Origin of the sequence: [Clostridium] innocuum (genome assembly GCA_012317185.1) — a bacterium.
GTDB classification, from domain to species: domain Bacteria; phylum Bacillota_I; class Bacilli_A; order Erysipelotrichales; family Erysipelotrichaceae; genus Clostridium_AQ; species Clostridium_AQ innocuum.
This window is the reverse complement of sequence record CP048838.1, coordinates 2429753-2453287: the sequence shown is the minus strand read 5'-3', so window position 1 is coordinate 2453287 and position 23535 is coordinate 2429753. Positions and strand designations below refer to the sequence as shown.

29 protein-coding genes and 1 pseudogene are annotated in these 23535 nt (G+C 44.1%); 26 read left to right on the top strand and 4 right to left on the bottom strand.

The genetic code is table 11. The features are described 5' to 3' along the window. The first annotated feature begins 14 nt into the window (after window positions 1-14). The 25 genes and pseudogenes from G4D54_11905 to G4D54_11785 all read left to right on the top strand — a co-directional run bounded on the left by G4D54_11905 (window position 15) and on the right by G4D54_11785 (window position 17639). A complete protein-coding gene (locus tag G4D54_11905) occupies window positions 15-1307 on the top strand; it encodes an RnfABCDGE type electron transport complex subunit C (protein ID QJA03102.1) in 1293 nt (430 codons plus the stop codon). A 13-nt stretch (window positions 1308-1320) separates the two neighbouring features. Further along, a complete protein-coding gene (locus G4D54_11900) occupies window positions 1321-2823 on the top strand; it encodes an FMN-binding protein (GenBank protein ID QJA03101.1) in 1503 nt (500 codons plus the stop codon). Between the two features lie 11 nt (window positions 2824-2834). Beyond that, on the top strand, window positions 2835-3353 hold the full coding sequence (locus G4D54_11895; protein ID QJA03100.1) for an FMN-binding protein: 519 nt from the start codon (window positions 2835-2837) through the stop codon (window positions 3351-3353). 14 nt (window positions 3354-3367) lie between these two features. Next, window positions 3368-4027, top strand: a complete 660-nt coding sequence (locus G4D54_11890) for an electron transport complex subunit E (GenBank protein ID QJA03099.1) — start codon at window positions 3368-3370, stop codon at window positions 4025-4027. A 3-nt stretch (window positions 4028-4030) separates the two neighbouring features. Then, window positions 4031-4612, top strand: a complete 582-nt coding sequence (locus G4D54_11885) for an RnfABCDGE type electron transport complex subunit A (GenBank protein ID QJA03098.1) — start codon at window positions 4031-4033, stop codon at window positions 4610-4612. Window position 4613: 1 nt separating this feature from the next. After that, window positions 4614-4784 carry a hypothetical protein gene (locus G4D54_11880; protein ID QJA03097.1) on the top strand — a complete coding sequence of 57 codons (171 nt, stop codon included), beginning with the start codon at window positions 4614-4616 and terminating at the stop codon, window positions 4782-4784. A gap of 14 nt (window positions 4785-4798) precedes the next feature. Next, window positions 4799-5107 carry an electron transporter RnfB gene (locus G4D54_11875; GenBank protein QJA03096.1) on the top strand — a complete coding sequence of 103 codons (309 nt, stop codon included), beginning with the start codon at window positions 4799-4801 and terminating at the stop codon, window positions 5105-5107. A 140-nt stretch (window positions 5108-5247) separates the two neighbouring features. Then, window positions 5248-5658 (top strand): DUF3788 domain-containing protein, encoded by a 411-nt coding sequence (locus tag G4D54_11870; protein ID QJA03095.1) that lies wholly within the window; start codon window positions 5248-5250, stop codon window positions 5656-5658. 34 nt (window positions 5659-5692) lie between these two features. After that, the gene (locus G4D54_11865) at window positions 5693-6064 is read left to right on the top strand and encodes a hypothetical protein (GenBank protein ID QJA03094.1); all 372 of its coding nucleotides are present in this window, start codon (window positions 5693-5695) and stop codon (window positions 6062-6064) included. An 80-nt stretch (window positions 6065-6144) separates the two neighbouring features. Continuing rightward, window positions 6145-6360, top strand: coding sequence for a hypothetical protein (locus G4D54_11860; GenBank protein QJA03093.1), 216 nt, complete (start codon window positions 6145-6147; stop codon window positions 6358-6360). Between the two features lie 58 nt (window positions 6361-6418). Beyond that, entirely contained in the window at window positions 6419-6676 is a 258-nt protein-coding gene (locus tag G4D54_11855) for a hypothetical protein (GenBank protein QJA03092.1), read from the top strand. Between the two features lie 462 nt (window positions 6677-7138). Continuing rightward, window positions 7139-7636, top strand: a complete 498-nt coding sequence (locus G4D54_11850; protein ID QJA03091.1) for a GNAT family N-acetyltransferase — start codon at window positions 7139-7141, stop codon at window positions 7634-7636. A 289-nt stretch (window positions 7637-7925) separates the two neighbouring features. After that, window positions 7926-8942: an aspartate--ammonia ligase gene (locus G4D54_11845; GenBank protein ID QJA03090.1), complete on the top strand. Its 1017-nt coding sequence runs from the start codon at window positions 7926-7928 to the stop codon at window positions 8940-8942. A gap of 175 nt (window positions 8943-9117) precedes the next feature. Further along, window positions 9118-9888, top strand: a complete 771-nt coding sequence (locus tag G4D54_11840; protein QJA03089.1) for a DeoR/GlpR transcriptional regulator — start codon at window positions 9118-9120, stop codon at window positions 9886-9888. A gap of 236 nt (window positions 9889-10124) precedes the next feature. Next, window positions 10125-10520, top strand: coding sequence for a PTS sugar transporter subunit IIA (locus G4D54_11835; protein QJA03088.1), 396 nt, complete (start codon window positions 10125-10127; stop codon window positions 10518-10520). Between the two features lie 45 nt (window positions 10521-10565). Continuing rightward, window positions 10566-12200 (top strand): PTS mannose transporter subunit IIA, encoded by a 1635-nt coding sequence (locus G4D54_11830; GenBank protein ID QJA03087.1) that lies wholly within the window; start codon window positions 10566-10568, stop codon window positions 12198-12200. 27 nt (window positions 12201-12227) lie between these two features. Then, window positions 12228-13250, top strand: a complete 1023-nt coding sequence (dhaK, locus tag G4D54_11825; GenBank protein ID QJA03086.1) for a dihydroxyacetone kinase subunit DhaK — start codon at window positions 12228-12230, stop codon at window positions 13248-13250. Further along, complete coding sequence (locus G4D54_11820; GenBank protein ID QJA03085.1) at window positions 13247-13873, top strand: DAK2 domain-containing protein; 627 nt, start codon at window positions 13247-13249, stop codon at window positions 13871-13873. Before dhaK ends, G4D54_11820 begins: the two co-directional genes overlap by 4 nt. Next, window positions 13863-14135: a hypothetical protein gene (locus G4D54_11815; protein ID QJA03084.1), complete on the top strand. Its 273-nt coding sequence runs from the start codon at window positions 13863-13865 to the stop codon at window positions 14133-14135. Before G4D54_11820 ends, G4D54_11815 begins: the two co-directional genes overlap by 11 nt. Before the next feature lie 4 nt (window positions 14136-14139). After that, window positions 14140-15096 (top strand): alpha/beta hydrolase, encoded by a 957-nt coding sequence (locus tag G4D54_11810; protein ID QJA03083.1) that lies wholly within the window; start codon window positions 14140-14142, stop codon window positions 15094-15096. Between the two features lie 4 nt (window positions 15097-15100). After that, window positions 15101-15964 carry a class II fructose-bisphosphate aldolase gene (locus tag G4D54_11805; GenBank protein QJA03082.1) on the top strand — a complete coding sequence of 288 codons (864 nt, stop codon included), beginning with the start codon at window positions 15101-15103 and terminating at the stop codon, window positions 15962-15964. Between the two features lie 16 nt (window positions 15965-15980). Further along, window positions 15981-16481, top strand: a complete 501-nt coding sequence (locus tag G4D54_11800) for a PTS sugar transporter subunit IIB (GenBank protein QJA03081.1) — start codon at window positions 15981-15983, stop codon at window positions 16479-16481. A gap of 11 nt (window positions 16482-16492) precedes the next feature. Continuing rightward, window positions 16493-16792 carry a DUF861 domain-containing protein gene (locus G4D54_11795; GenBank protein ID QJA03080.1) on the top strand — a complete coding sequence of 100 codons (300 nt, stop codon included), beginning with the start codon at window positions 16493-16495 and terminating at the stop codon, window positions 16790-16792. A 278-nt stretch (window positions 16793-17070) separates the two neighbouring features. Continuing rightward, a pseudogene (locus G4D54_11790) lies at window positions 17071-17387 on the top strand (hypothetical protein). Next, complete coding sequence (locus G4D54_11785; GenBank protein QJA05194.1) at window positions 17388-17639, top strand: hypothetical protein; 252 nt, start codon at window positions 17388-17390, stop codon at window positions 17637-17639. A 548-nt stretch (window positions 17640-18187) separates the two neighbouring features. Here the strand turns inward: G4D54_11785 and G4D54_11780 are convergent. Then, window positions 18188-19852, bottom strand: a complete 1665-nt coding sequence (locus G4D54_11780) for a fibronectin/fibrinogen-binding protein (GenBank protein QJA03079.1) — start codon at window positions 19850-19852, stop codon at window positions 18188-18190. Window positions 19853-20703: 851 nt separating this feature from the next. Here G4D54_11780 and gmk point away from each other — a divergent pair. Further along, entirely contained in the window at window positions 20704-21276 is a 573-nt protein-coding gene (gene gmk / locus G4D54_11775; protein ID QJA03078.1) for a guanylate kinase, read from the top strand. Between the two features lie 66 nt (window positions 21277-21342). Here gmk and G4D54_11770 read toward each other — a convergent pair whose 3' ends face one another. From G4D54_11770 to gdhA, 3 genes are all read right to left on the bottom strand, one after another. Then, on the bottom strand, window positions 21343-21567 hold the full coding sequence (locus tag G4D54_11770; protein ID QJA03077.1) for a hypothetical protein: 225 nt from the start codon (window positions 21565-21567) through the stop codon (window positions 21343-21345). 95 nt (window positions 21568-21662) lie between these two features. Beyond that, the gene (locus tag G4D54_11765; protein QJA03076.1) at window positions 21663-21932 is read right to left on the bottom strand and encodes a hypothetical protein; all 270 of its coding nucleotides are present in this window, start codon (window positions 21930-21932) and stop codon (window positions 21663-21665) included. A 181-nt stretch (window positions 21933-22113) separates the two neighbouring features. Next, on the bottom strand, window positions 22114-23445 hold the full coding sequence (gene gdhA / locus G4D54_11760; protein QJA03075.1) for an NADP-specific glutamate dehydrogenase: 1332 nt from the start codon (window positions 23443-23445) through the stop codon (window positions 22114-22116). Window positions 23446-23535: the final 90 nt, after the last annotated feature.

Here is a 23535-nt window from a genome sequence, read left to right as displayed (position 1 = left end):
GTAAGGTGACTGTGATGTCATTGTTTAAAGGACCGATGCGTCAGCACATTCCGGGCCATAAGGAACTCAGCGACCATGTAGACATCATGGAAGTGAAAGCCGGCAGCAAGGTATTTATCCCTTTGATCTGCGGGCCTTCTGTGAATCTGGAAATACTGGTTAAGGAAGGTGACCATGTTTCCATTGGTACAAAAGTTGCCCAGTGCAATGAACGTAATGTTGTTCCTATTTTTGCAAGTGTTTCCGGTACTGTGGCAGGTACGCAGAAGCTTATGCATTCTTCCCTGAAGCCGGTGGAGCATCTTGTTATTGAAAACGATGGATTGTATGAGCGTGTACGTTCGTTTGAACCGCTTGATTATAAGAGCGCTGATCGTACAGCGCTGATCGATTTCATGATGAATGCGGGAATCATCGGTCTGGGTGGTGCAGGCTTCCCTGCATATATCAAGTACAAATTTGCAAAGGATGTAAAGAAGCTGATCATCAATGCGGTGGAATGTGAACCGTTCATCACTGCGGACTATAAGATGATTCAGGCGCACAAGGAAGAATTTGTTACCGGTGTGGCAGCCATGAAGAAAATGGCGATGGCACCGGAGGCAGTGATCGCAATCAAGAAGACGCATCCGGATCTGATTCAGTTTGTGGAAGAAGCAGTCAAGGGCATGGAGGGCTTCAGCGTAGCGGCTGTGCCGGATGTGTACCCGATGGGCTGGGAGCGTGTTTTGGTGCGTGAAATCATGCATGCAGAATATGAAAAGCTGCCGGGTGAGGTTGGTGCCATTGTCAATAATGCGACAACGGCGATTGCATTTGGCGATGCACTGCTAACAGGAACGCCAATCGTATCCAAGACGCTGACCGTATCCGGAAATGCGATAAAGAAGCCGGTCAACGTACAGGTTCCGGTTGGTGTACCGGTATCAGAAATTGTAGCGGCATGCGGCGGCTATACCTGTGAGGACGTAAGGCTGATTGCCGGAGGTCCGATGATGGGGAAAACGATCGTCAACGACAAATTCGTGATCGACCGCAATATGAATGCATTGACCATTCTGGAAAACAAGCCGTTTGACAGTATTGCCTGTCTGCGCTGCGGGAAATGCTCTGACCACTGTCCTGCAGGACTGCAGCCGGTGCGTATTGCACAGGCGGTAAAAACAAACGATAAGAAAGCCATGGAGAAGCTATGTGCCATGGATTGTATCGAGTGCGGTCTTTGTACATACATCTGTCCGTCCCGTCTGGATGTGACGGAGAATGTTCGCCGTGCAAAGCGTCAGCTGATGCTGGCTAAGAAGTAAGGGAGGGTATTTTATGAAATTTACATTCCATGCATCACCGAACTTACGTCAGAAGCAGAGCACACAGCAGATTATGCTGGAGCTGATGATCGGGTTACTTGTGGTGTTTGCATTTTCACTAATTTATTATAATCAGGCATATAGCTTTGATCATATGCTGCAGGCGATCAAGCTGCTTGCGGTATCCCTGCTTGTCGCATTTGTGACTGAGCTTGCCTGGGCATTCTTTATGAAGAAGGATCAGAAATTTGATCTGCCGTATATCAGGAAGTTTATGGGAGGCTCCTTTGGATGGATCACAGCGATCATCTTAACGCTGATGTGTCCCATCAGTATCCGCCCCTATGCGCTGGGAGTCTCCACCTTCTTCGCTATCTTCTTTGCGAAGCTGTTGTTTGGAGGCTTTGGAAACAATATCTTCAATCCGGCTGCTGTGGGAAGAGCCATCGTCTTTGCGACCTTCATGGGGGCAACGACGGATGTCATCACCTCAGCAACACCGACAACCGTTATCGCGAGCGAGTTTAACTGGCTGGTGACAAATCCGGAAATGATCAAGGATATGATGAGTGAGATCGGCGGTATCGGAAAGCTGCTTACCGGCTGGTATCCGGGTGCGATCGGTGAAACAAGCGCAATCATCATTCTACTGGTCGGTGTTGTATTGTCCATTCGCCGCGTTATTGACTGGAGAGTTCCTGCTGTGTATCTGGGAAGCATCTTTGTTCTGGCGGCCGGTATCGCACTGCTGCGCGGTGTAGGAAGCTATGACGGCATTCCGGGCTTTCTCTGGTATCCGCTGGTTCATGTATTGACCGGTGGTGTTGTCTTTGGGGCAGTGTTTATGCTGACCGATCCGGTGACCTCTCCAACGAGTGCACAGGGGCGCTGCATCTTTGCGCTTGGAGCTGCCATCATCACCGTGCTGATCCGTGTAAAGGCAAATCTGCCGGAGGGCTGCCTGTATTCCATTCTGATGATGAATATGCTGACACCGATGATTGAAAAAGGGCTGGAAGGAAAACAGCTGGCTCTGCGCAAAAAAGCGACGATCATCTTCAGTATTGTTGCAGTTGTCGGTATGGGAAGCGTACTGCTTGCCGGAAGCGTTATTGAAGCAAAGGAGCCGGCTCCTGCTGTTATGCTGAATACTGCGGACAAGGATGTCAATAAATTTGAAGCCAAGCTGAGTGGAAAGACAGAAAACAGCGATGGCACCGTGACCTATCATGTGGAATCACAGGGGTACGCATCCACAGAGAATCCAACCATCTATAACAAATTCGATATCACCGTGAAGGATGATAAAATCGTCACGGTTGTACCGACGGAAATCAATGATACACCGTATCAGGGTGATAAAATTGACAATCCTGCATTCCTGGATCAGTTTATCGGACAGGATTTGAAAAAGGATGTCGAGGTAGAAAAAAATGATGCGGTAACAGAAGCTACGTTCTCTTCCAAATCAACGGTACGCGCCGTTGAAGAGGTACGTAAGGCTCTGGGATATTAGGAGGTAAGAATATGAAAAAGATACTACATCTGACTGTCTTCTTAGCTCTGATTGCTGCCCTGGCCGGAGGAGCGCTGGCGTTTGCCAATAACATGACGGCTCCTGTCATCGCTGCCAATGAGCTGGCTGCGGAAAAGGAGACACTGAAGGAAATCTATCCGGATGTGAGTGATGATGCATTTGTAAAGGTGAAAGACAATGCTTCCAAAACCATTGAGAAAATATTCGAGGTGGAAGGAAAGGGCTATATCTTCAAAATGAAGGTAACCGGATATAAGGACGGTACCAGCTATTTGGTGGCTCTGAACAAGGATGGAAGCGTGTATGACTATGTTGCGATTTCCAATGGAGATACACAGGGGCTCGGCTCCAAGGTAACGGAGAAGCCGTTTCGTGAATCTTTAAAGGGAAAGGATGCAGCAGGTGAAGAGATTCTGGATGATACGATTACCGGAGCAACGGTTTCCAGTAAGCCGGTTATTGAAGGAATCCGTGAAGCAGCCAAATATCAGGCTGAGAATCTGAAGTAGGAGGTGGATGAAGAATGAACCGTAAAGAGAATTTTACAGCAGGATTCATCCGTGAAAATCCTGTATTCTCCCTGTATCTGGGACTTTGTTCCACCCTGGCCATTACGACCACGCTGAACAATGCCATCGGTATGGGAGTTGCTGTTATCGTAGTATTGATCATGTCCAATGTGATCATTTCCCTGATTCGTAATATTACACCATCGGAAATCCGTATTCCGGTGTATATCGTTATCATTGCAACGCTTGTAAAAATCATTCAGATGCTGATTAAGGCATATGCGCCGAGTCTGGATTCTGCGCTGGGTGTCTTCATCCCGCTGATTGTTGTAAACTGTATTATTCTGGGCCGTGCGGAAGCCTTTGCCAGCAAAAACGGTGTGTTTGATTCTGCACTTGACGGACTTGGCATGGGACTTGGGTACACCGTATCCATCATCCTGATGTCCGCAATCCGTCAGATTATCGCAACGGGAATCCTGTCCTTTGACAATCCGTTCGATGCTGCACAGAATATTTTCTCAATCCGTATTATTCCGGAAGACTTTGCAATCTCCATGTTCTCTCAGCCGTTTGGTGCATTCTGTACGTTTGCATGTCTGGCTGCGGGACTGGCTGCCTATAAGTCTCACCAGCAGAATAAGGCGAAGAAGCTGGAAAAGGAGGCGAAATAAACGATGAACTGGAGCAATTTATTTGTGATGCTGATTACGTTTGTCTTCATTAACAACGTCGTCCTGAATCAGTTCCTTGGTATGTGCCCGTTTATGGGGGTATCCAAGAAGAGCAGCTCTGCCATCGGTATGGGTGCTGCCGTTACCTTTGTAATCGTAGCTGCATCATTAGTTACCTATGGTTTGTATTATATGGTACTGGATCCGCTGGGACTTCAGTATATGGATTTGATCACGTTCATTCTGGTCATTGCCGCACTGGTTCAGCTGGTCGAAATGATCATTAAGAAGCTGAGTCCTTCCCTGTATAAGGCACTTGGTGTCTACCTGCCGCTGATCACGACAAACTGTGTCGTATTGAATGTGACACTGAATAACATCACCAGCGGTTATAACTTCGCGGAGATGCTGACATATTCCATTGCGATTCCTGTTGGTTTCACGATGGTGCTGTACATCTTCTCTACAATACGTGAGCGTCTGGATGCCTGTGATACGCCGCTTTCCTGGAAAGGAAATCCGATTGCCCTGATCGTTGCAGCAATCATGGCACTTGCCTTCAGCGGACTGATGGGTCTGGTTTAATATGAAGGCATTACTTCCCGTCCTGTATCTGGGGGCACTCGGTGCAGTTTATGCGCTGGTGTTTTACTTCAATCACAAAACACCGCTTCCCAAGGGATGTGAGGATTTGAAAGCACAGTGCAAGGGCTGTCATGATCATTCCTGCTGCAACAACCCTGCACATGAGGAATAGAAAGGGGTCGTCACATGGTAACTGCAATCGTTATGATGCTTGTTCTGGGGGCAATTCTTGGTCTTGGGCTGGGAATTGCGGACAGATTCTTAAGCGTTGAAGTCGATGAGCGTATTGAAAAGGTCAGCAGCATGCTGCCAAACTACAACTGCGGCAGCTGCGGGTATGCGGGCTGCAGCGGACTTGCCGAGGCACTGGTAGAGGGTGAAGTCACTGTTGTCGGTACCTGCAAGCCTTGTAAACCGGATCAGAAAGCAGCCATCGCTGAATATCTGAACACAACACCGGGACCGGATGGTACCTGTGTTAAGGTAAAAGCTTAATCAATGAAGTCAAGGAGTATTCTTTCGCAATGAAGGATGCTCCTTTCATATTTTAAGGAAAATACGGTGAACAGAGAATTACATATGGTTGAAAGTGTGCTATAATGAAAAAAACAATCGAATGGCAGGAGGATCGGTTTATGTATGAAAGAATGTTGAATAAGCAGGAACAGCCTCAGTATAACGAAATGTGTATGCACTGCAAGGAATGTGGGGAGCTGTTTGCCGGTTTGAATACATGGCTCATGGAAACATTTGCAACGCAGCAGGAGATTACCTTTCCCTATGGTAACCATTACGGCTGGGGAATTGCGCATCGTAAGCGTAACAAGCTGATGTGCAATGTGTTTCCGGAAGCGGGTGCTTTTACCGTCATGCTGCGGTTATCGGATACACAATTTGCATCGGTATATGAGCAGCTGCAGCCTTATGCAAAGGAATATGTTGATAACAGATATCCCTGTGGCAACGGCGGCTGGATACACTATCGTGTATGTGAGGAAGCTCATATGGAAGATATTCAGCGACTGCTCTTTCTTCGCTGTGACTAAAGATACAGTAGTATGGAAGTAAGGAGTGAGAAAGTTGAAAACATGGGGATATATGGTTCTTCTGTTTAGTATCTGTATCCTTGGCGGCTGCAAGGATACAGAGGCTGAGACCGTCCAGGGGAAAACAGTGAAAGCGGAAAGCAGTGAGCAGCTGCTTATGGTAAACGGACAGCTGTATTACAATACGAAAAAAACCGATAATGAAAGTCTGCGCTGCGGTATGATGGATGGAGAAATCGACAGCATGGTAGGGCGGACAGAAATACCGAAAAAGGATAATCAATCCAACTTCGCTACCGGTATCAGCTATCAGATAGGGGATCAGGAGATAGAGCTGGCTATGGATGGGAGCTGGGTCATATTCAAACTTTGGAAGCCAGTTGTTCCATTGGATATAGAGGAATAAAAAGCGAACGTATACACCACTGGGCAGAAGGACTGCCAAGCTTCTATAGTTTCACATCTGCCGAAATAGGAGGAATGAAAATGCTTCGTCCATATTGCGGTAAGGAAATGAAAGCAGGGTTTGTACAGGCCGCTTCCAATAGTATTTTCTCTGAAAACAAGCACCTTGTGAGGATGCAGCCTGCAAATGATCAGGAGGTGCTGCTGGCAGAGCAAACCTTGTATCCCGCTGCTATAGCTGCATATTACTGTACAGTCTGTCACCGGGGTATTATGAATGGCGAAGAAAGATTATAATACAAAAATAAGTGAATTACAATGTAGTCAGTTACGTTTATAGAGAGGAGTGTGAGAAATGTTATCCTTAAAAAAAGTGCTGTTAACGGCAATTGCATCCTTTCTGGCATTTGCAATCCTTGCAGGTATATTTGCCGATTTATTACTGCTTATGCTTGGTCTGACAGGAGAGAGTTTTGATATGTATAGAATTCAGATCTGCCTTGCATTTTTATGTTCCGTAATGGTAACATGTACCTATATCATTATCCGTAAAATTTATGAGCTTTCTCTGGATTTCAGCCGATGGAAGAATAAGGATAAGATGCCGTTTTAGCACGATATGAAAACATTACTCTTTTTCCATGTCTAGTCATAATGAAGACAGATAGGATACTATACGAATGTTAAAGAGGTGATGACGGCATGGAAAGCTTTCAGGAATGGCTGGATTTTGTATTGGACATGCCATTACCTGACGATAGCGCTGCAGTGAATTTCAATTTATGTGAACAAGAAGAAAAAATCTAATCAATCGAATTTGCAGGTACAGGAGGCTTTGATCCACAGGATGATGACTAGTAAGGAGATTTTTGTAACACGTGAGGCATTGTCCGGCTGAAAACAGGTCCTTACGGAAATGATTATAAGGCTTTAAGCATATCTATCCTGCGGCTGATATACGGAAACACTGAAGGCATATACCGGAATCGGTATCGGTTTTGTGGTTGGAGATATCTACATACTGTATCAAAATGAAGCTCAATGTCATATAACAACAGGTAATAGAGTTTACACCATGCAGAAAGGTGCATACTATATCATGGTGATGAATATGACAGTTATGGTACGTCCCTGGGATGTAGAGGATGCGATGGAGCTGCACAGCTTGTCCATGCATCCGTATTATTTAAAAAAAAGAGTCTGGAAATTCCTGTATCCGGATACCTTTCTTAATGCCGTATCAACGATTCATTTTTATCAGCATGCAGATCCGCAGCGGTATTTATTTCGTGCGGTGGAGCTGGACGGCAGTGTTTGCGGCTTTCTGGAATGTGAAAAAAAGACCAGCAGCAGTGCGGAGCTGTCCTATTGGCTGGGTGTACATTACTGGCATAAGGGAATCATGCAGCAGGCGGTTCGTGCTTTGTGCGAGGAGGCCTTTGATACGCTGCAGGTGCTCTCCATTTATGCACTGGTTGAAAAACGCAACACCGCTTCCATGCATGTGCTGGAGGCAAATGGATTTCAAAGAGAGGAATTCGGAAAGCTGTACATGTTTAAAAAGTATAAGTAGGACATGTGTGTTGTATTCTTTTACAGGCTGTGTATGAGAAAATGTAAACGGATGAAATAGTGTAGGCAAGAGGATAAAGAACGTTTGAATTTCCAAGCGTGTGACATCCTCTTTTCTTGTATCTCTCCGATATGCGAAAAGCTGATTGAATCGTGTGCTTCCTTCTGTATATATCGAAATGAAAGGAATTGTAAATTAGTTAAGAATATTGAAAAATATTTCAAAAAAAGATATATTTTGGAAATAAAATCATGTATAATAAGAAGGTATATGAAAGAGGAGTGAAGCTATGGCAGTTGAAGATCTGATCATACCAAAATATTATGAAAACAAGCTGGATATCATATCCACGGAAATCGCCATCAAATATGTCAAGGACCTGTTTGAACGTCGTCTGGCGCATCATTTGAATCTGATGCGTATATCCGCACCCCTGTATGTTTCCAAAAGCAGCGGGTTGAATGATGATTTGAACGGTACTGAGCGTCCGGTAGCGTTTGATATCATGGAAATTGAGGGTGAGGACTATCAGATTGTTCATTCTCTTGCGAAATGGAAGCGTATGGCTTTGAAGCGGTACAATCTGAATGTAGGTAAAGGAATTTATACCGATATGAATGCAATCCGACGGGATGAGGTGCTGGATAATCTGCATTCCTGCTATGTCGATCAGTGGGACTGGGAAAAGATAATCAGTCGGGAGAATCGGACGATGGAGTTTCTGAAAATGACTGTACGTAATATTATGAAGGCATTGAAGGAAACGGAGAAGGAGCTGGATATCGTTTATGAAAATCTCATGCCGTTTATTCAGGAGGATGTGTATTTCATCACTGCACAGGAGCTGGAGGACCGCTTTCCTGATCTGACACCAAAAGAGCGCGAGTATGAGATTGTAAAGCAGCATAGAACTGTCTTCCTGATGAAAATCGGAGATACCCTGAACAGCGGGGAAAAGCATGACGGACGTGCCCCGGATTATGATGACTGGGCATTAAACGGTGATATCCTTCTGTATTATCCGGTGCTGGATACCGTACTGGAAATAAGCAGTATGGGGATCCGCGTGGATGCTAAAGCATTGGCAGAGCAGTTGAAAAAAGCAGACTGTGAGGAGCGTAAGAATCTGCCGTTTCACAAAATGCTGTTGCAGGATGAGCTGCCGTTAACCATTGGCGGAGGTATTGGTCAGTCCAGAATTTGTTTGATTTTATTAAACAAAGCACATATCGGAGAAGTACAGGTTTCCCAGTGGAGCGATGCCATGCGGGAGGAATGTGAAAAGCATAATATCGTATTGTTATAGGACATGAAGGTGTCCTATTTTTTATTCTGCAAGGATTGCTGTCTTCACGACATGAAAAAAACATTGTATAATGAATATAGACATAAGAAATTGGGAATTTCTTGATAGGGAATATATAATATTTTGATTGCGAAAGGAGAATGACGGGCATACAGTTGTCTGTCGTAGTTGGGGTATGGAAAAGAGATTGGAAAAAAGGCTTGATGAAATATCAAACTATTTACTATCGCATGGGAAGGCAAGTGTTAAGGAACTATCCGACTGCTTTGGAGTGACAATGGAAACCATTCGTAAAGATTTGGAGTTCTTACAGAGAAAAGGCATTTTATTTCGTACGCACGGCGGTGCTGTTTTACGTAATTCATTTACCGATGTACCCATTGATGTTCGAACACAGGAAAAAATTGAGATAAAAAAGGCAATCTGTATGGAAGTGATCAACTTTATTCACGATGACGATGTTGTTTTTGTTGACCCCAGCTCTACAGCACTTCCGCTTGGGAAGCTCTTTAGCTTTCGCAAGAATTTACTGATTATCACGAACTGTTTTGAAATGATGAATGAATTAAAGGAAAGCAGAAATGAGGTAGTCTTTCTCGGTGGGAAGTATTCACGAAGCGGAAATCGTACAGAGGGGCAGTTTGTATCCGATATGGCGAGTCGGTTTTCTTATGATGCTGCGATTTTTGGAACGGATGGCTGTCTTGGATTTGATGGTCCCGGAACACAGACAGAAGACGCGATGTTTTTAAATGAAATCATATTGCGAAGAAGTAAATGCAAAATCTTGATTACACTGGCAGTTAAGTTTGAACGAACATCACGTTATCAATATGGCGTGTTTCAGGATTTCGATGCTCTGGTTACAGATAAGATTGATCGTGATCTTAATCATAAGTTAAAGGTTGGTAAGATCATAGAAGTTAACCGTTTTGATACTGAATAAAGAAATACGGGCATGTCTGATGATATGTCTTTTTTTTATGTGCTTGCAAATTTTTGAAACAAAACAATTCGGAAGTGATATAAATTTTGAATCAATAGTAAAAAGATTTGATTTCAGAATTAAAAAGAAATCTATTGACTAATATACTGTAAAATATACAATGTAATTGTAAATGGAAACGATTTCATAAAAACAGATTTAATTAAAAACTTTTGAAACAAAAAGGAGGAGTCAAAATGAAACATATCGTTATTGGAGCGCATGGGAATCTGGCAGAGGCCTTTTTAGAAACTGTTCGGATGATAGCCGGAACAGAACAGACGTCCTGTATTCATGCCATCGGAATGAAGGAGAATATGGATCCGCAGGCATTTATCAAAAAGGCAGAGGAGCTGATCGATGAGGATCGAGATGGTGAATATTTGCTGTTGGCGGATTTATTCGGAGCAAGTCCCTGCAACAGTCTGCTTATGGCATTTCAGCATTGCCGCTACCGTCTGGTAGCCGGCTTGAATCTGGGAATGGTCTTAGAAGTATTATTTCAATTCGATGATATGTCTTTGGAAGAAGCGGCAGAGCACATGGTAGAAATAGGGAAAGGAGGTATTCAGAATGTGATTTTGCCTGCATAAGGGATGGAAGACGTATGCATACATTAGAAAAAAGGAGAGGAAAAAATGACATTATTACAAGCAATCTTACTTGCGATGCTGTATTGGCTGGCAGCAGGTGAAATCTTTGTACCGTTCACCTACTGCTTCTGTGATTTAATGCTTATCTCACTGCTTACCGGTGTTATTTTGGGGGATCCGGTAAAGGGCTGTATTGTTGGTGGAACTATTCAGCCGCTGTATCTGGCACTCACTGCCGTTGGAGGCGCTATGCCGGTGGACAAAGAAGCGGCCGGTATTGTGACGACGGCCATGGTCATAACGGCAGGCATATCGCTGGATCAGGGTCTGGTGATTTCTTCGGCAGCTGCACTGATCATGGCGCAGCTGCACACAGTAAAGCGTTTGGCTATGGTTTGGACGGTACATCATGCGGATAAAGCAGTGGAAACCGGAAATGTAAAAGAGCTTACCCGTACCTCACTGCTTTACGGACCACTCATTCGTGCGGTGATTTTCCTGGTGCCGATGACCATCGTATTGAAATACGGCGTAAACAGTCTGGGTGTTCTGATGAACGGCCTTCCGGATTGGGCAAACAACATGTTCTCTCTGGCAGGCGGACTGCTGCCTGCACTCGGATTTGCCATGGTCATTCTGGTCATCGGAAAGGGACAGCTGATACCGTTCTTTATCGCAGGCTTCTTCTTTGCTCAATATTCCGGTCTGGGAGCGGTACCGGGCTGTCTGCTTGGTATTTTTATTGCCTGGCTCTATACGATTTTTACAAAAAAGGAAACAGACAATGGAAGCCTGTTTGCGGATTTACTCAATCTCAAAAATGCGGAATCCAAGGCAACACATATTCTTAGCAGGAAAACCTTGAAAAAGGTTTGGTTCAACTGGCGCCTGCATGTCTGCCATGTGGATAATGTTGAGCGTTTACAGGCAATGGGGATGTGTTTAACCATGGCACCGGCATTGGAAGAGCTGTATCCGGATGACAAGGAAGAACAAATCAAAGGATTGAAACGACATATGCAGTTCTTTATCACAGAAAATATGATTGGTGGTATCATTCCCGGTATTATTACATCACTGGAAGAGCAAAGAGCGATACAAAAGCGGGATCAGGTGCCTGAAGATCAGCTGATTTCCGAAGATCTGATCAACAGTGTTAAAAACGGCATGATGGGGCCTTTTGCCGGTGTTGGTGATACCCTGAATTATGCGACATTGAAGCCACTTATCTCCACCTTCTTTATGGGCTTTGCGCAGCAGGGGATGCTGTGGGCACCCATTGTAGATGATATTCTACTCTATGTCATTCTCGTATCGGAAGGTAAATTCATGTTCAACATGGGCTATAAGCTGGGAACCGATTCAGCAATGAATATACTGCAAAACAATGCAGTACAGAAAATCGTAACCTTTTTCTCCATTGTCGGATTGTTTGTGATGGGGACGATGGCTGCACAAAATGTCAACGTAGCTGTTATCTATGAAATTCCATATGGGGCAAAGGATATGATCAGTATTCAGGAGCTGCTGTTTAATCCGATTGCTCCGGGTATACTCTCGCTTCTTGCAGTTTTTGGTGTTTACACTTATCTGAAAAAGGGAGGCACTGTATTAAAGGTTACACTGGTACTGCTGGTAATTGCCATCGCACTTGGAGGTCTGGGTATTCTGGGTGTGTAATTCAAAAAGGAGGAAGCAGAATTGACTATGAAAAAATTTATTAATCAGCCGGAGCGCTTTATTGATGAAATGCTGTACGGGCTGTATGCGGCACATCCGTCGTATTATACGTGTGTGAATGAGGATGCGCATTGCCTGATAACCAAGCATAAAATTGCAGGAAAGGTAGGAATCGCAACAGGTGGAGGAAGCGGTCATCTTCCGCTGTTTCTGGGATATGTCGGTAAAGGAATGCTGGATGGCTGCAGTGTAGGGGATGTCTTTCAATCACCAAGCTCAGAACAGATGCTTGACGTCACAAAAGCCATTGATTCCGGAGCGGGAGTTCTCTATATCTTTGGAAATTATAACGGGGATATCTTTAATTTTCAGATGGCTGCGGAAATGGCAGAGATGGAGGAGGATATCGAAGTACGTCTGTCGATTGCCGGTGAGGATGTGGCAAGCGGCCCACGTGCAAAGGAACAGGAAAAAAATATCCGTCGAGGTGTCGCAGGCATTTTCTTTGTGTATAAATGTGCAGGTGCAGCTGCTGCGGAAATGCTGCCACTGGATGAGGTGTACCGGATTGCAGAAAAAACAAAGCTACTCGTGGCAACCATGGGTGTTGCCTTGAGCCCCTGCACCGTCCCGCGAATCGGCCATCCCAGCTTTACGATAGCGGATGATGAAATGGAAATCGGTATGGGAATTCATGGAGAAGCAGGGATTCGCAGAGGAAAGATTTGCTCGGCGGATGATATCGTAAAGGAAATTGTACCGCCTGTCATGCAGGATTTGCAGCTGCGGCGTGATGATGAGGTGTGTGTATTGATCAACGGTCTGGGAGCTACTCCATTAGAAGAACAGTATCTGATCACTGGGCTGGTACACCGTTTGCTAAAAGATGCGGGAATACGAGTTCATAGAACGTATGTTGGAGAATATGCGACATCACTGGAAATGACCGGCTTGTCTATCTCTTTACTGAAGGTTGATGAGGAACTGAAGCGATTGATGGATGCTGCGGCAGATACCCCGATGTTTACACAGTTTGGAGAGTCAAAATGAAAACTGAGGATATAAAGCGTGTATTCCACGCATGGAATTTGATATTTCAGGAGCATGTAGAGCAATTGACTGCGCTGGATTCTGCTGGTGGAGATGGAGATCTCGGTGTTGTTATGCGCGATGGATTTCGCATAGCGGATGAATTTGTCATGGATAGTGATGAACATGATATTGGTAAAATGATATATATGGCAGGAAAAAAATTTAACAGCATCGCCTCATCTTCCATGGGGACACTCATTTCCAGCGGCTTTATGAAGATCGGAAAACAGCTGAAAGGAAAAGAAGAGCTGAAGGATGCTGAGCTTGCGGTATTGTTTCAGGCAATGGTAGAAGGTGTCATGGCACTCGGCGGTGCAAAAGAGGGGGAGAAAACATTTCTTGATGCGCTTTGTCCGGCACAGCGTGCCTATGCTGCGCATGTAGAAGAAGGGAAAGCAAGAGCCCTACAATGTGCTGTCACTGCCGCAAGAGAAGGTGTGGAGAAAGCTAAAATGATGCAGGCAAGGCATGGAAGGCTGGCATTCCGGCAGGAAAATTCCATTGGTATGGTCGATCCGGGAAGTGTAGTTGCTGCATTGTATGTGGAAGGAATGCAACAGGGGCTCCGTGATGAAGAATAAAAAACTGCTGTTCGTTAAGCTAACAGGGCTCACACTCGCAATTTACTGGTTTATCAGCAAGGGTGGTACACAATCTGTAGACAGCTCTTTCGGATTGCAGGAAAAACGAGAAGCATTTGATTTGTTTGATTTTGCATCATCCTGGATGATCTGGCTGATTGTAGCATATCTAGTCTTCATTGCTCTGCGCAATCTGTATTCGAAACATGTTAGAAAACCAAAAAGCAATATGCAGAAAAAATATGCAAAATTAAGGAGATAGGCTTATGAAGCTGCAGGAATACCGTTTTTTAAGCGGAGATGGCGAGGATGAGCTGTATGGTTGTGCATGGCTTCCGGACGGCACGGTGAAAGGTTATATACAAATTTTACACGACCTATATGATCATATTGAGCGCTATGTGCACCTGCTTCAGTTTTTCGCCGAACATGGTTATGCCGCCTTTGGACATGATCTGATTGGTCATGGAAGGTCTGTGTATGTGAATGGTCCCGGTCAGATCAGCACGAAGCATACGTATAAACACTTTATCGAGGATGCGGAAACAATGTTTTATCTGGTTGTTAAGGATGCCATGGTAAAGAGGGAATGGAAAAAGCCCTGTATCCATGCACTGATCGGCTTTGGTTTTGGCAGTATGATGGCAAAGCAGTATGCGATCATGACAAGCAATTGCAATGCATTGATCTTATGCGGTGACTACGGTTTTCCCTCTCTGTATAGAAAAGCAATGAAACTATATGCAAAGGAATGTCACAAAAAAACGAATACAGAGCCGGCTGAACAAACCGAAGCCTATATTCTCTCCCGGTATGGTATCGATAATCTGGATACCTTTGTGGAAAAGAGAGTATCAAAGCCTCGTGAACAGAAAAAGCTGAAACGGGATGCCTGCTGTCAGATTGCTTACTCCATGCAGTATATGTTAAACAGAATTTCACTGTGTTCTCTGCATACGGCGGAGGACTGGATTTCACAGCTTCCCGTATATCTTCCGATTTTATTTATGAGCGGGTATGAGGATGTGTTTTCCAATTACACCCGTGAGCTGGATGCCGTCATACGGAAATTGAAATATGCCGGTGCAGAGAACATCTTTTACAAATATTATGAACATAAGAAACACGAATTGCTGTTTGAAGATGCCGCAGTGAATGTCATGCAGGACATGTTTAAGCTGATCCGGCGTCTGGAAGAGCATAGCAAAGAAAGGCAGGAATGAAATTATGTTGGTATCAATGTTGGAAATCTTAGAGAAAGCGAAGGAAGGGGGATATGGTGTTCTGGCACCGAATGTTTTCAATGAAGATTCTGTCAGGGCTTGTATAGAAGCTGCAGTTGAATTAGATTCACCTCTTATTATTGATGTCTTACCGGACAATCATAAGGATATCGTATCCTTTGGTAAACTGATTTGTTCGATGGCGAATGAAGTGCGTATTCCAATTGCGCTGAATCTGGATCACGGAGACAGCTTCGATGCCTGTGTAAAAGCGATATATGGCGGGTTTACAGGTATCATGGTTGACCGCAGTGCATTGAGCTTTGAAGAAAATGCACGGCAGGTCGCGGAGTTTAAGAATATCTGTGCACCTCTTGGCATCACAGTGGAAGCGGAATTTGGACAGATTGCGGATGGTTGTGACTACGAAGAAAAGCGCGATGAATATCTGACAGATCCTGTGAAAGCAAAAGAGTTTGTTGAGAAATCAGGCTGTGACTGTCTAGCGGTATCCATTGGTGAAGCACACGGAGAGTATACCGGAAAGGGACCGGATATTGATTTTGAGCGATTAAAGGAAATAAAGAACCTGGTGGATGTACCTCTGGTATTCCATGGCGGCTCATTCTCAGGGTTTGAAAATATTGCGGAATGCTGCCGAATTGGTACACAGAAGGTGAACATGGGGACTGATGCTTATAATTATGGACTGGATTGTCTGTTCCATGACGGGCGTTATCAGAACGGAGAGAATATTGGCGCAAGAATGGCAGGCGATATTATGTGGGCAGGCTATAAGGAGCGCGTGATGGATTATATGAAGGTAACAGGTTCTGTCGGTAAAAACTGGATCAAAATTGAAAACTAAGGAGCGGTGATGAAAAATGGCACGTATAGGTTTAGTCAGAATAGACAGTCGTTTGATACATGGGCAGGTATGTACGCAGTGGCTGTACAGGACGAATAGTAAAAAGGTGTATATTGTTGATGATGAAGGTGCGAGCAATTCCTTTTTGTCCAGCATTTATAAAATGGCATGTCCGGTAGGTGTTGAACTGGAAACGATATCGACAGAGGAAGCCGGAAAGAGATGGCAGCAGGATCGGTTAGGTGATCTGGAACCGATTTTCGTCCTGTTTAAAAATATGCCGATGGCCTACAAGGCTTATAAGGCAGGCTTTCGCTATGCTACCCTGCAGGTAGGTGGAATTGGCGGTGGTGTTGGACGAAAAAATATTGTCGGACCGATTTCGTTTGATGATAACGATGCAAAAATGCTGGATGAAATGTTCCAGGATGGATTGGAGGCTTATTTCCAGCCGGTACCGGATAATCAAAAGGTATCCTGGATTGATGTAAAGGCTAAGCATTACCCGAATTTATAAAGGAGATTATGATGAAAGATGTATACATAAGAAAGCCAAATGATAAGGAACGCAGGCTCTTGGAATCCTGTCCGATTTGGGAACATGAGCCTGCTCAATGGGATGCGGAATATGATGAACGTTGTGAAACATGTCTGATAATCGAAGGAACAGCAGTTGTGAGTGGCAGTGACGGCCAGTCCTATGCGTTCACAAGGGGGGATCTTGTGACCTTTCGTCCGAATATGAGCTGTGTATGGAAGGTACTGGAGAAAATCCGTAAGCATTATCTATTTGATATGGATACAGACGAACATAGTGCTTCGTCATAATGGAGAACAGATGAATCTGTAAAAAAGAAGTAATAGCCCCTTACAAGAGGAAATTTACTTCTTTTTTTCAACAATGATGCCCGCACCCTGAAGCATATAAGAATTAATGAAAGGGTCAAACACAATGCAAAAAACGATTCCTGTTTGGGTATATGACTGAATTGAGGATGTCTTTCTTACATGTTGGAAAGCTATATGTATGATGGCTTGTGAGAACCATTGCAATGTGGTATAGTATCTATATGCTTTTATAGTAATGTAAGAGGAGATGAAGCAGTATGCAGAAATCACAAAAGCTTACCGCATCGATTTTACTGATGCCTGTATCGCCTATAGCCTGTTTTTTCCTGATTCTGTCAATACGGCATTGGTCTTTGTTTTGTATACCTGTATGCTCATGTATCTTTTCAGCAAACGGGAGCTGCCGGTTCTCTCCCGTATGAAAATCATGATAGCAGCATTTATGTTCAGTATGCTGATGACGGCAGTGTGTATTGCTGCGGCAGAGCTGCTTCGCGGCTATTTCCTTTTTGATGGTGTGTTGATGGGCTGTCTGATGTTTCTGGCTATGGGAGCTGTCATCCAGACCTTATTTTTGATTTTGCAGGAATTTCTGCCGGATGTGGTACAGGTCGTGCTGCTGGTGCTGGCGGGCCTTTATCTGATTAACATCGGGGTCTTGAGTGCAATGATGTTTTCTACATTATCCGATATCGGGTTAACAGGCGCGAATACGGAGTATATATTGCCCTGGGATCTGCTGGGCATCGCATTGTGTATTGTGCTTGCTGAGGGGGTACTGTTTGCAGGAATTCACAGGCTGCGCCTGTATTTTCAGAGCCGATAACAGCATGTGATCATTAGGAGAACAGGTACTGCTGATTCTTTCTCTCAGGATATGGAAATCGTGAAAAAAACAGCTGCGCCGTACATGGAAAAGGATGAATTCGTTTTGCAGTTCAACTGTGTATCAAAGATTTCATCTGTTTTTCGTATAAGAAAAGCAGGAAGAAAATAAACCTGCTTAATATAGAATTGAAAAAAATAATTGAGATAATGAAATTGTATCCACAGAAAAGAGTATCCGCAATAGGTTTGATTTCCATGACAGAAAGCCAGGATGTATACTTAAGTTTTTTCTTACTTTAGCAACAGGGAGAATTCAACTTCTATTGATAAAACCAATCGTGTTGAAGCCTCCCGTTTTAAGCTTACCCGCAATCGGGAAAGAAGCTAACATTATTCCAGTCTTCTTTTATGCAGATACTGGACCATTCCTCAGGTAAGAAGAAAGAACCCCATATCAGCATATACGGATACAGGGATGGGGAAAGCTTTTAGGATACAGGCATCTATGCGAACTTCTGTAAAGCTGTTGTTTCTGCCTTCATCCTTTTAGTGCTTTTTCTGTGTAATCAGATGTTCGTCGATCAGTTTTTGAATCTGTGCCGGTTCCGGATCGATATAAATGGTTTTGTAATTTGACAGGGAAACAAAGCTGCCCTTGTTTCCGGGAATCTTTTTCAACTGGCGAATCGTGCAGTAATTCACAGGAACACTGGAGGAATAGCGGGCGTTGCTGTACCAGGCGGCAAGCATGGCGGCATTGCGCAGAAGCTCCTCATCCGGCTGCTCACAGGTGATTACCACATGGGCTCCATGCACATCCTTGGTATGCAGCCACATATCGCTTTTTTTTCCCAGACGCCAGGTAACGTAATCATTTTGCAGATTGTTTTTACCAACATAGATATATATGTCATCGAATGCAAAGGTTTCATAATGTGGAAGCTCCTGCTTCTTTTTCTTTCGTATGCGGGTTTTAACAGCCTTGACATAGCCCTGTCGTGCCAGCTCCTCCCGAATTTCCATAGCATCCTGTACGGTCGCCTGTTCCAGCTGGACCTCCATGGATTCAAAGTAGCGGATTTCCTTTTCGCATAGGGCAAGCTGTTCCTGAAGGATAGCCTGTGCCCGCTTGCTCTTGTGGTATTTCTGATAATAGCGGTTGGCATTTCCCTTGATATCAAAGCGCATGTCCAACGGAATAGGGATATCCTTACCAGTTTCAAAAGAGGGGAGTGTGACGGTTTCCCTGCGCTTGATACTTCCCATGTAGGTAAACAGTAAATCACCGTATTCCCTGTATTTATCGCAATCCATTGCCTCCTCCAGCGTCTGCTGCAGTTTTGGGTATTTTGAAGTATTCTTATGCAGCTCCTTGCGCACGGCACGAAACAGATCACCACTCTGCTGCTTGATGCGAACCTTTTCCTCCTTCTGGAAAAAGAGCAGATCCATACCCTTCATCAGCGGATACTGCCGTGCTTCCACCTCCAGATGTGTCAAAGGTATGCAGTGAAACTGGGTTTTGTCCTGCACGTCACTCAGATACAGTGTATCGGATGTACGAATCTGTTCCAGAATTTCATCGAAGTTTTCACCCTGCGCCATACGATACTGCACTTCTCTGGAAAGCAGCGGAGAAAACCCGTGAAACTGTTTGGTAAAGGATTCACTTGGATCTATTTTTTCATAATGATAGGGATCCTGCTTTCCGGTATGCGGTGCAGGCAGCTGATAAAGCGCTCCCGGATGAATGGTGCGGCGGTTGTTTTCAAACGGCGGAATGCGTTTTAAGGCATCCAGAATATGCCCCTCCTCATCCACCAGAATCATATTTGCATATTTCCCCATGAGTTCGATATAAAGATGCCGGTCATGGATATCACCAAGCTCGTCCCTTGCCTCGATCACCATATGCAAAATGCGATCCAGACCGACCTGATTCAGAGAACGAAGGATTCCTCCGTCAATCTGCTTTCGCAGCAGCATGAGAAAATTCCCCGGTGTCTCCATCGTGGTATATGATTCCTGAGTCAGATTGATACGGTTGTATACGCTGTGTAAGGAAATCATCAATCGTCGTGTTCCCTTTGGTGTCCGTATTGTAAACAGCATCTCGGTATCGCTGATCTGTTGCAGCTTTGTAAGCTTGGCAGGCAGAAAGCTCTGCAGCTCTTTCTGTACCTGATGAAGCAGTAATCCATCTAATGCCATAAAATCACCTCGCTGCTCCATTATATCATACCAAAAGGGCATGCTGAGCGCTAACTTTCATATGTTTGCGGCTGATAAATAGAGAATTGAGCATTATACTATAGGAAGAGACACATGTGCAGCTGCTTTATGGAATAGCGAAGCTTGAATACAATCATAAAATCGAAATAGCTTTTCTATCTTGTGAGGTTTTCTATTTCTTATACTGTTCTTATGTTTTAAGCTTTGTCTGCGAACTGTTTTTTTGATTCGAAGTGAATTCTTGCGTGATATGTGTGACTATTTCCAAAATAGAATCTGTGTTTTTTCTTTCTCCAGATAGGATTTTCTTTATAATCTGTTTTTTCGACAGAATATATGCTACACTGTAAATACAAAAAAAGGAGAGGTCGGTCTATGAGAAACTATATAAATAATACATTGCATTCACATCTAATTTATCCGCAAAAGCCCCGGCCTTTCGGTAGCTCAACCGCTTGCTAGAAGCGTTTTTTCTTATGCTTTCATTCATTCCTTACAGTTATTAAATAGCTTTCAGCAGCTGAACACCGCTTGTCGGCGGTAAGGACTGCCTTGTTTTTGTCGCATCCATTCCTGCGTATGATACGAAACAGCAGGAACCTCTATATGCTAAATAGGTTCATAAAAAGCAAAACATTTGTCCAGATAAGGGAATTCACTAATGCTTTTTATGACTGTTAAGTGAAAAGATCAAGAAATGTGCAATCTTTTTTACGATTATAGCTAAAAAGTAGTTAATTTATTCAAAAAGCCTAAAAAAAACAGAAACACGTTTGACATACCCTGCCTGCACTAGTAAAATAAATGTAAGAATAGTAAGGGGTGTGCTCATGAAAAAAGGTTTATTGATTATTATCAGCGGACCAAGCGGTGTAGGCAAAGGAACTGTGCGTAATTGCTTTATGAATGATGAATCCTTAAAGCTGGCGTATTCCATTTCCATGACAACCAGATCACCAAGACAGGGTGAACAAGATGGCGTTGATTACATATTTACAACAAAGGAAGAATTTGAACAGGCAATCCATGACGGCGAGCTTTTGGAATGGGCAGAATTTGTAGGGAACTATTATGGTACTCCGATGTCACAGGTAGAGAAGCTGCGCAAGGAAGGCAAGAATGTATTGCTGGAAATCGAGGTACAGGGCGCTACACAGGTACGTGAAAAATGTCCGGAGGCGCTGACCATCTTCATTATTCCGCCAAGCATGGAGGAATTGGAAAAACGGATACGGGGCAGAAGAAGTGAGCCGGAGGAAATTGTACAGCAGCGTTTAGCCAAGGCAAGTAAGGAAATCAAAATGGTTAATAATTACAAGTACATCGTATGCAATGATGATCCGCAGCTGGCAGCGGATATGATTTCCACAATTATTAAGCGTCATATGGAGATTGACGAATAAACACACGATACAGTGTGTTTTTTATTGAATGAAAAACACAGCGTTTAATTTTCTGTGTTTTCTTCTTTAAAAGGGGAGTTTATCATCTTTCATCAGACCTTTTTTTCTTGCCAGCTCATGAAGCCATTGCTTTACCGGCAGCTTCCATTGTTCTTTTGGGGAAGGGATATTTTTCAGAAGTGATTTTGGTGATATCCCCAACTGCTTTGCCAATTGAATATCCCGGGTATGTAAACGGCAGCGTTTCTTTGCCTCTGCCCAGGCCCTATCTTTCTCTGTTGTATTTGCCATATTGATCTCCTTTTGAATAAAGCATAGCACAGTGCTCGATACAATGACAAGGAAAGAAGGAGTTTCAGATATTTAGAGGTTATTAAAAAATAATTTTATGGAAATCCGACATATTCCACATGCACAAAAAGAGTATACCGGTGACATTCGAAAACACCAATCGCATTCCCTGTATCATGGGCAAGCATTGCTTTTTGAAAGACATAATACAGTTTTCCAAAAGCAGACACGTGGATGCTGTTCATGTATACGGATAAATCCTTTGTGATTAGGAATGCTCGAAGCTTCATGGCACCGCTATACGTGCAGCATGTATATACCAGGAAGATAGCGATGATGATCCACAAAATGCGTTTCTTTTTCATATCTATCCTTTCTGTAAGTTCCGCATGGATGCTTACTTAGCTGTTAACAGTATAGCACAGATGACATAGAGAGTATTGAATGTCATGGAATCGTAAAAGGTTTGTAAGAAAAGAATAAAGAGTAAAAGGAATGGCTATAAGAAAAGCAGCTGTCTCATGACAGCCGCCTATCTTTTTTTACTTATACGATACCCTGATCAATCATGGAATCAGCAACCTTGATGAAGCCTGCAATATTTGCTCCGGCCATATAGTTTTTACCAAGACCGTATTCCATAGCAGTATCAGACACTGTACGGAAGATGTTTTCCATGATGTCCTTCAGCTTGGCATCCACCTCTTCAAAGGTCCAGGACAGACGAGCGGAGTTCTGTGACATCTCCAGTCCTGAGGTTGCGACACCGCCTGCATTGCTTGCCTTACCCGGAGCATACAGAACATTATTTGCCTGTAATACCTCAATGGCATCCGGTGTTGTCGGCATGTTGGCACCCTCGCATACAGCGATACAGCCGTTTTTGATCAGCGTCTCCGCATCCTTCTTATGCAGCTCATTTTGTGTCGCACAAGGCAATGCGATGTCACATGGGGTATTCCAGATGCTTTCTGACGCATGGAAAGTCGCACCGGCAACCGCATCTGCATATTCCCTGATACGTCCGCGTTTTACTTCCTTGATTTCCTTCATCACATCCAGATTCACACCGTTTTCATCAACGATATAACCGCTGGAATCGCTCATGGCAATTACCGTTGCCCCCAGCTGTGTTGCTTTTTCCGCAGCATAGATGGCTACGTTTCCGCTTCCGCTGACAACGACTTTCTTGCCCTGGAAGGATGTGCCGTTCGCCTGCAGCATGGCCTCTGTGAAATAGCACAGACCATAGCCGGTTGCCTGTGTTCTGGCAAGAGAACCACCCCAGTTTAAGCCCTTTCCGGTCAGAACACCGGTGAACTCATTACGAATGCGCTTGTATTGTCCGAACATATAACCGATTTCACGTCCACCGACACCGATATCACCTGCAGGAACATCAGTATCCGGTCCGATATACTTGCACAGCTCTGTCATGAAGCTCTGGCAGAAGCGCATGATTTCCGCATCGCTTTTTCCCTTCGGATCAAAGTCGCTTCCACCTTTTCCTCCGCCCATTGGAAGACCGGTCAAAGAGTTTTTGAATATCTGTTCAAAGCCCAGAAACTTGATAATAGAGATATTTACACTCGGGTGGAAACGAAGTCCGCCCTTGTAAGGTCCGATTGCAGAATTGAATTCCACACGGAATCCTCTGTTTACCTGCAGCTTACCGCTGTCATCAACCCAGGGTACACGGAAGATGATCTGGCGCTCCGGTTCGACGATTCTTTCGAATACGCCTTTTTCGATATATTCCGGATGTTTACCTGCGACTTTTTCCAGTGACAGCAGGACTTCATCAACAGCCTGAATGAATTCTGCGTCATTCGGATTGCGTTTGACGACTGCTTCTTTAACATAATCTAGCTTAGCCATAGTAATTTCCTCCTTTAGCCTGTTTATATTATATACGCAAACCTTCAAAATGAAAATAAAAAAATGAATTTTTTCATTTGAATGAAAATA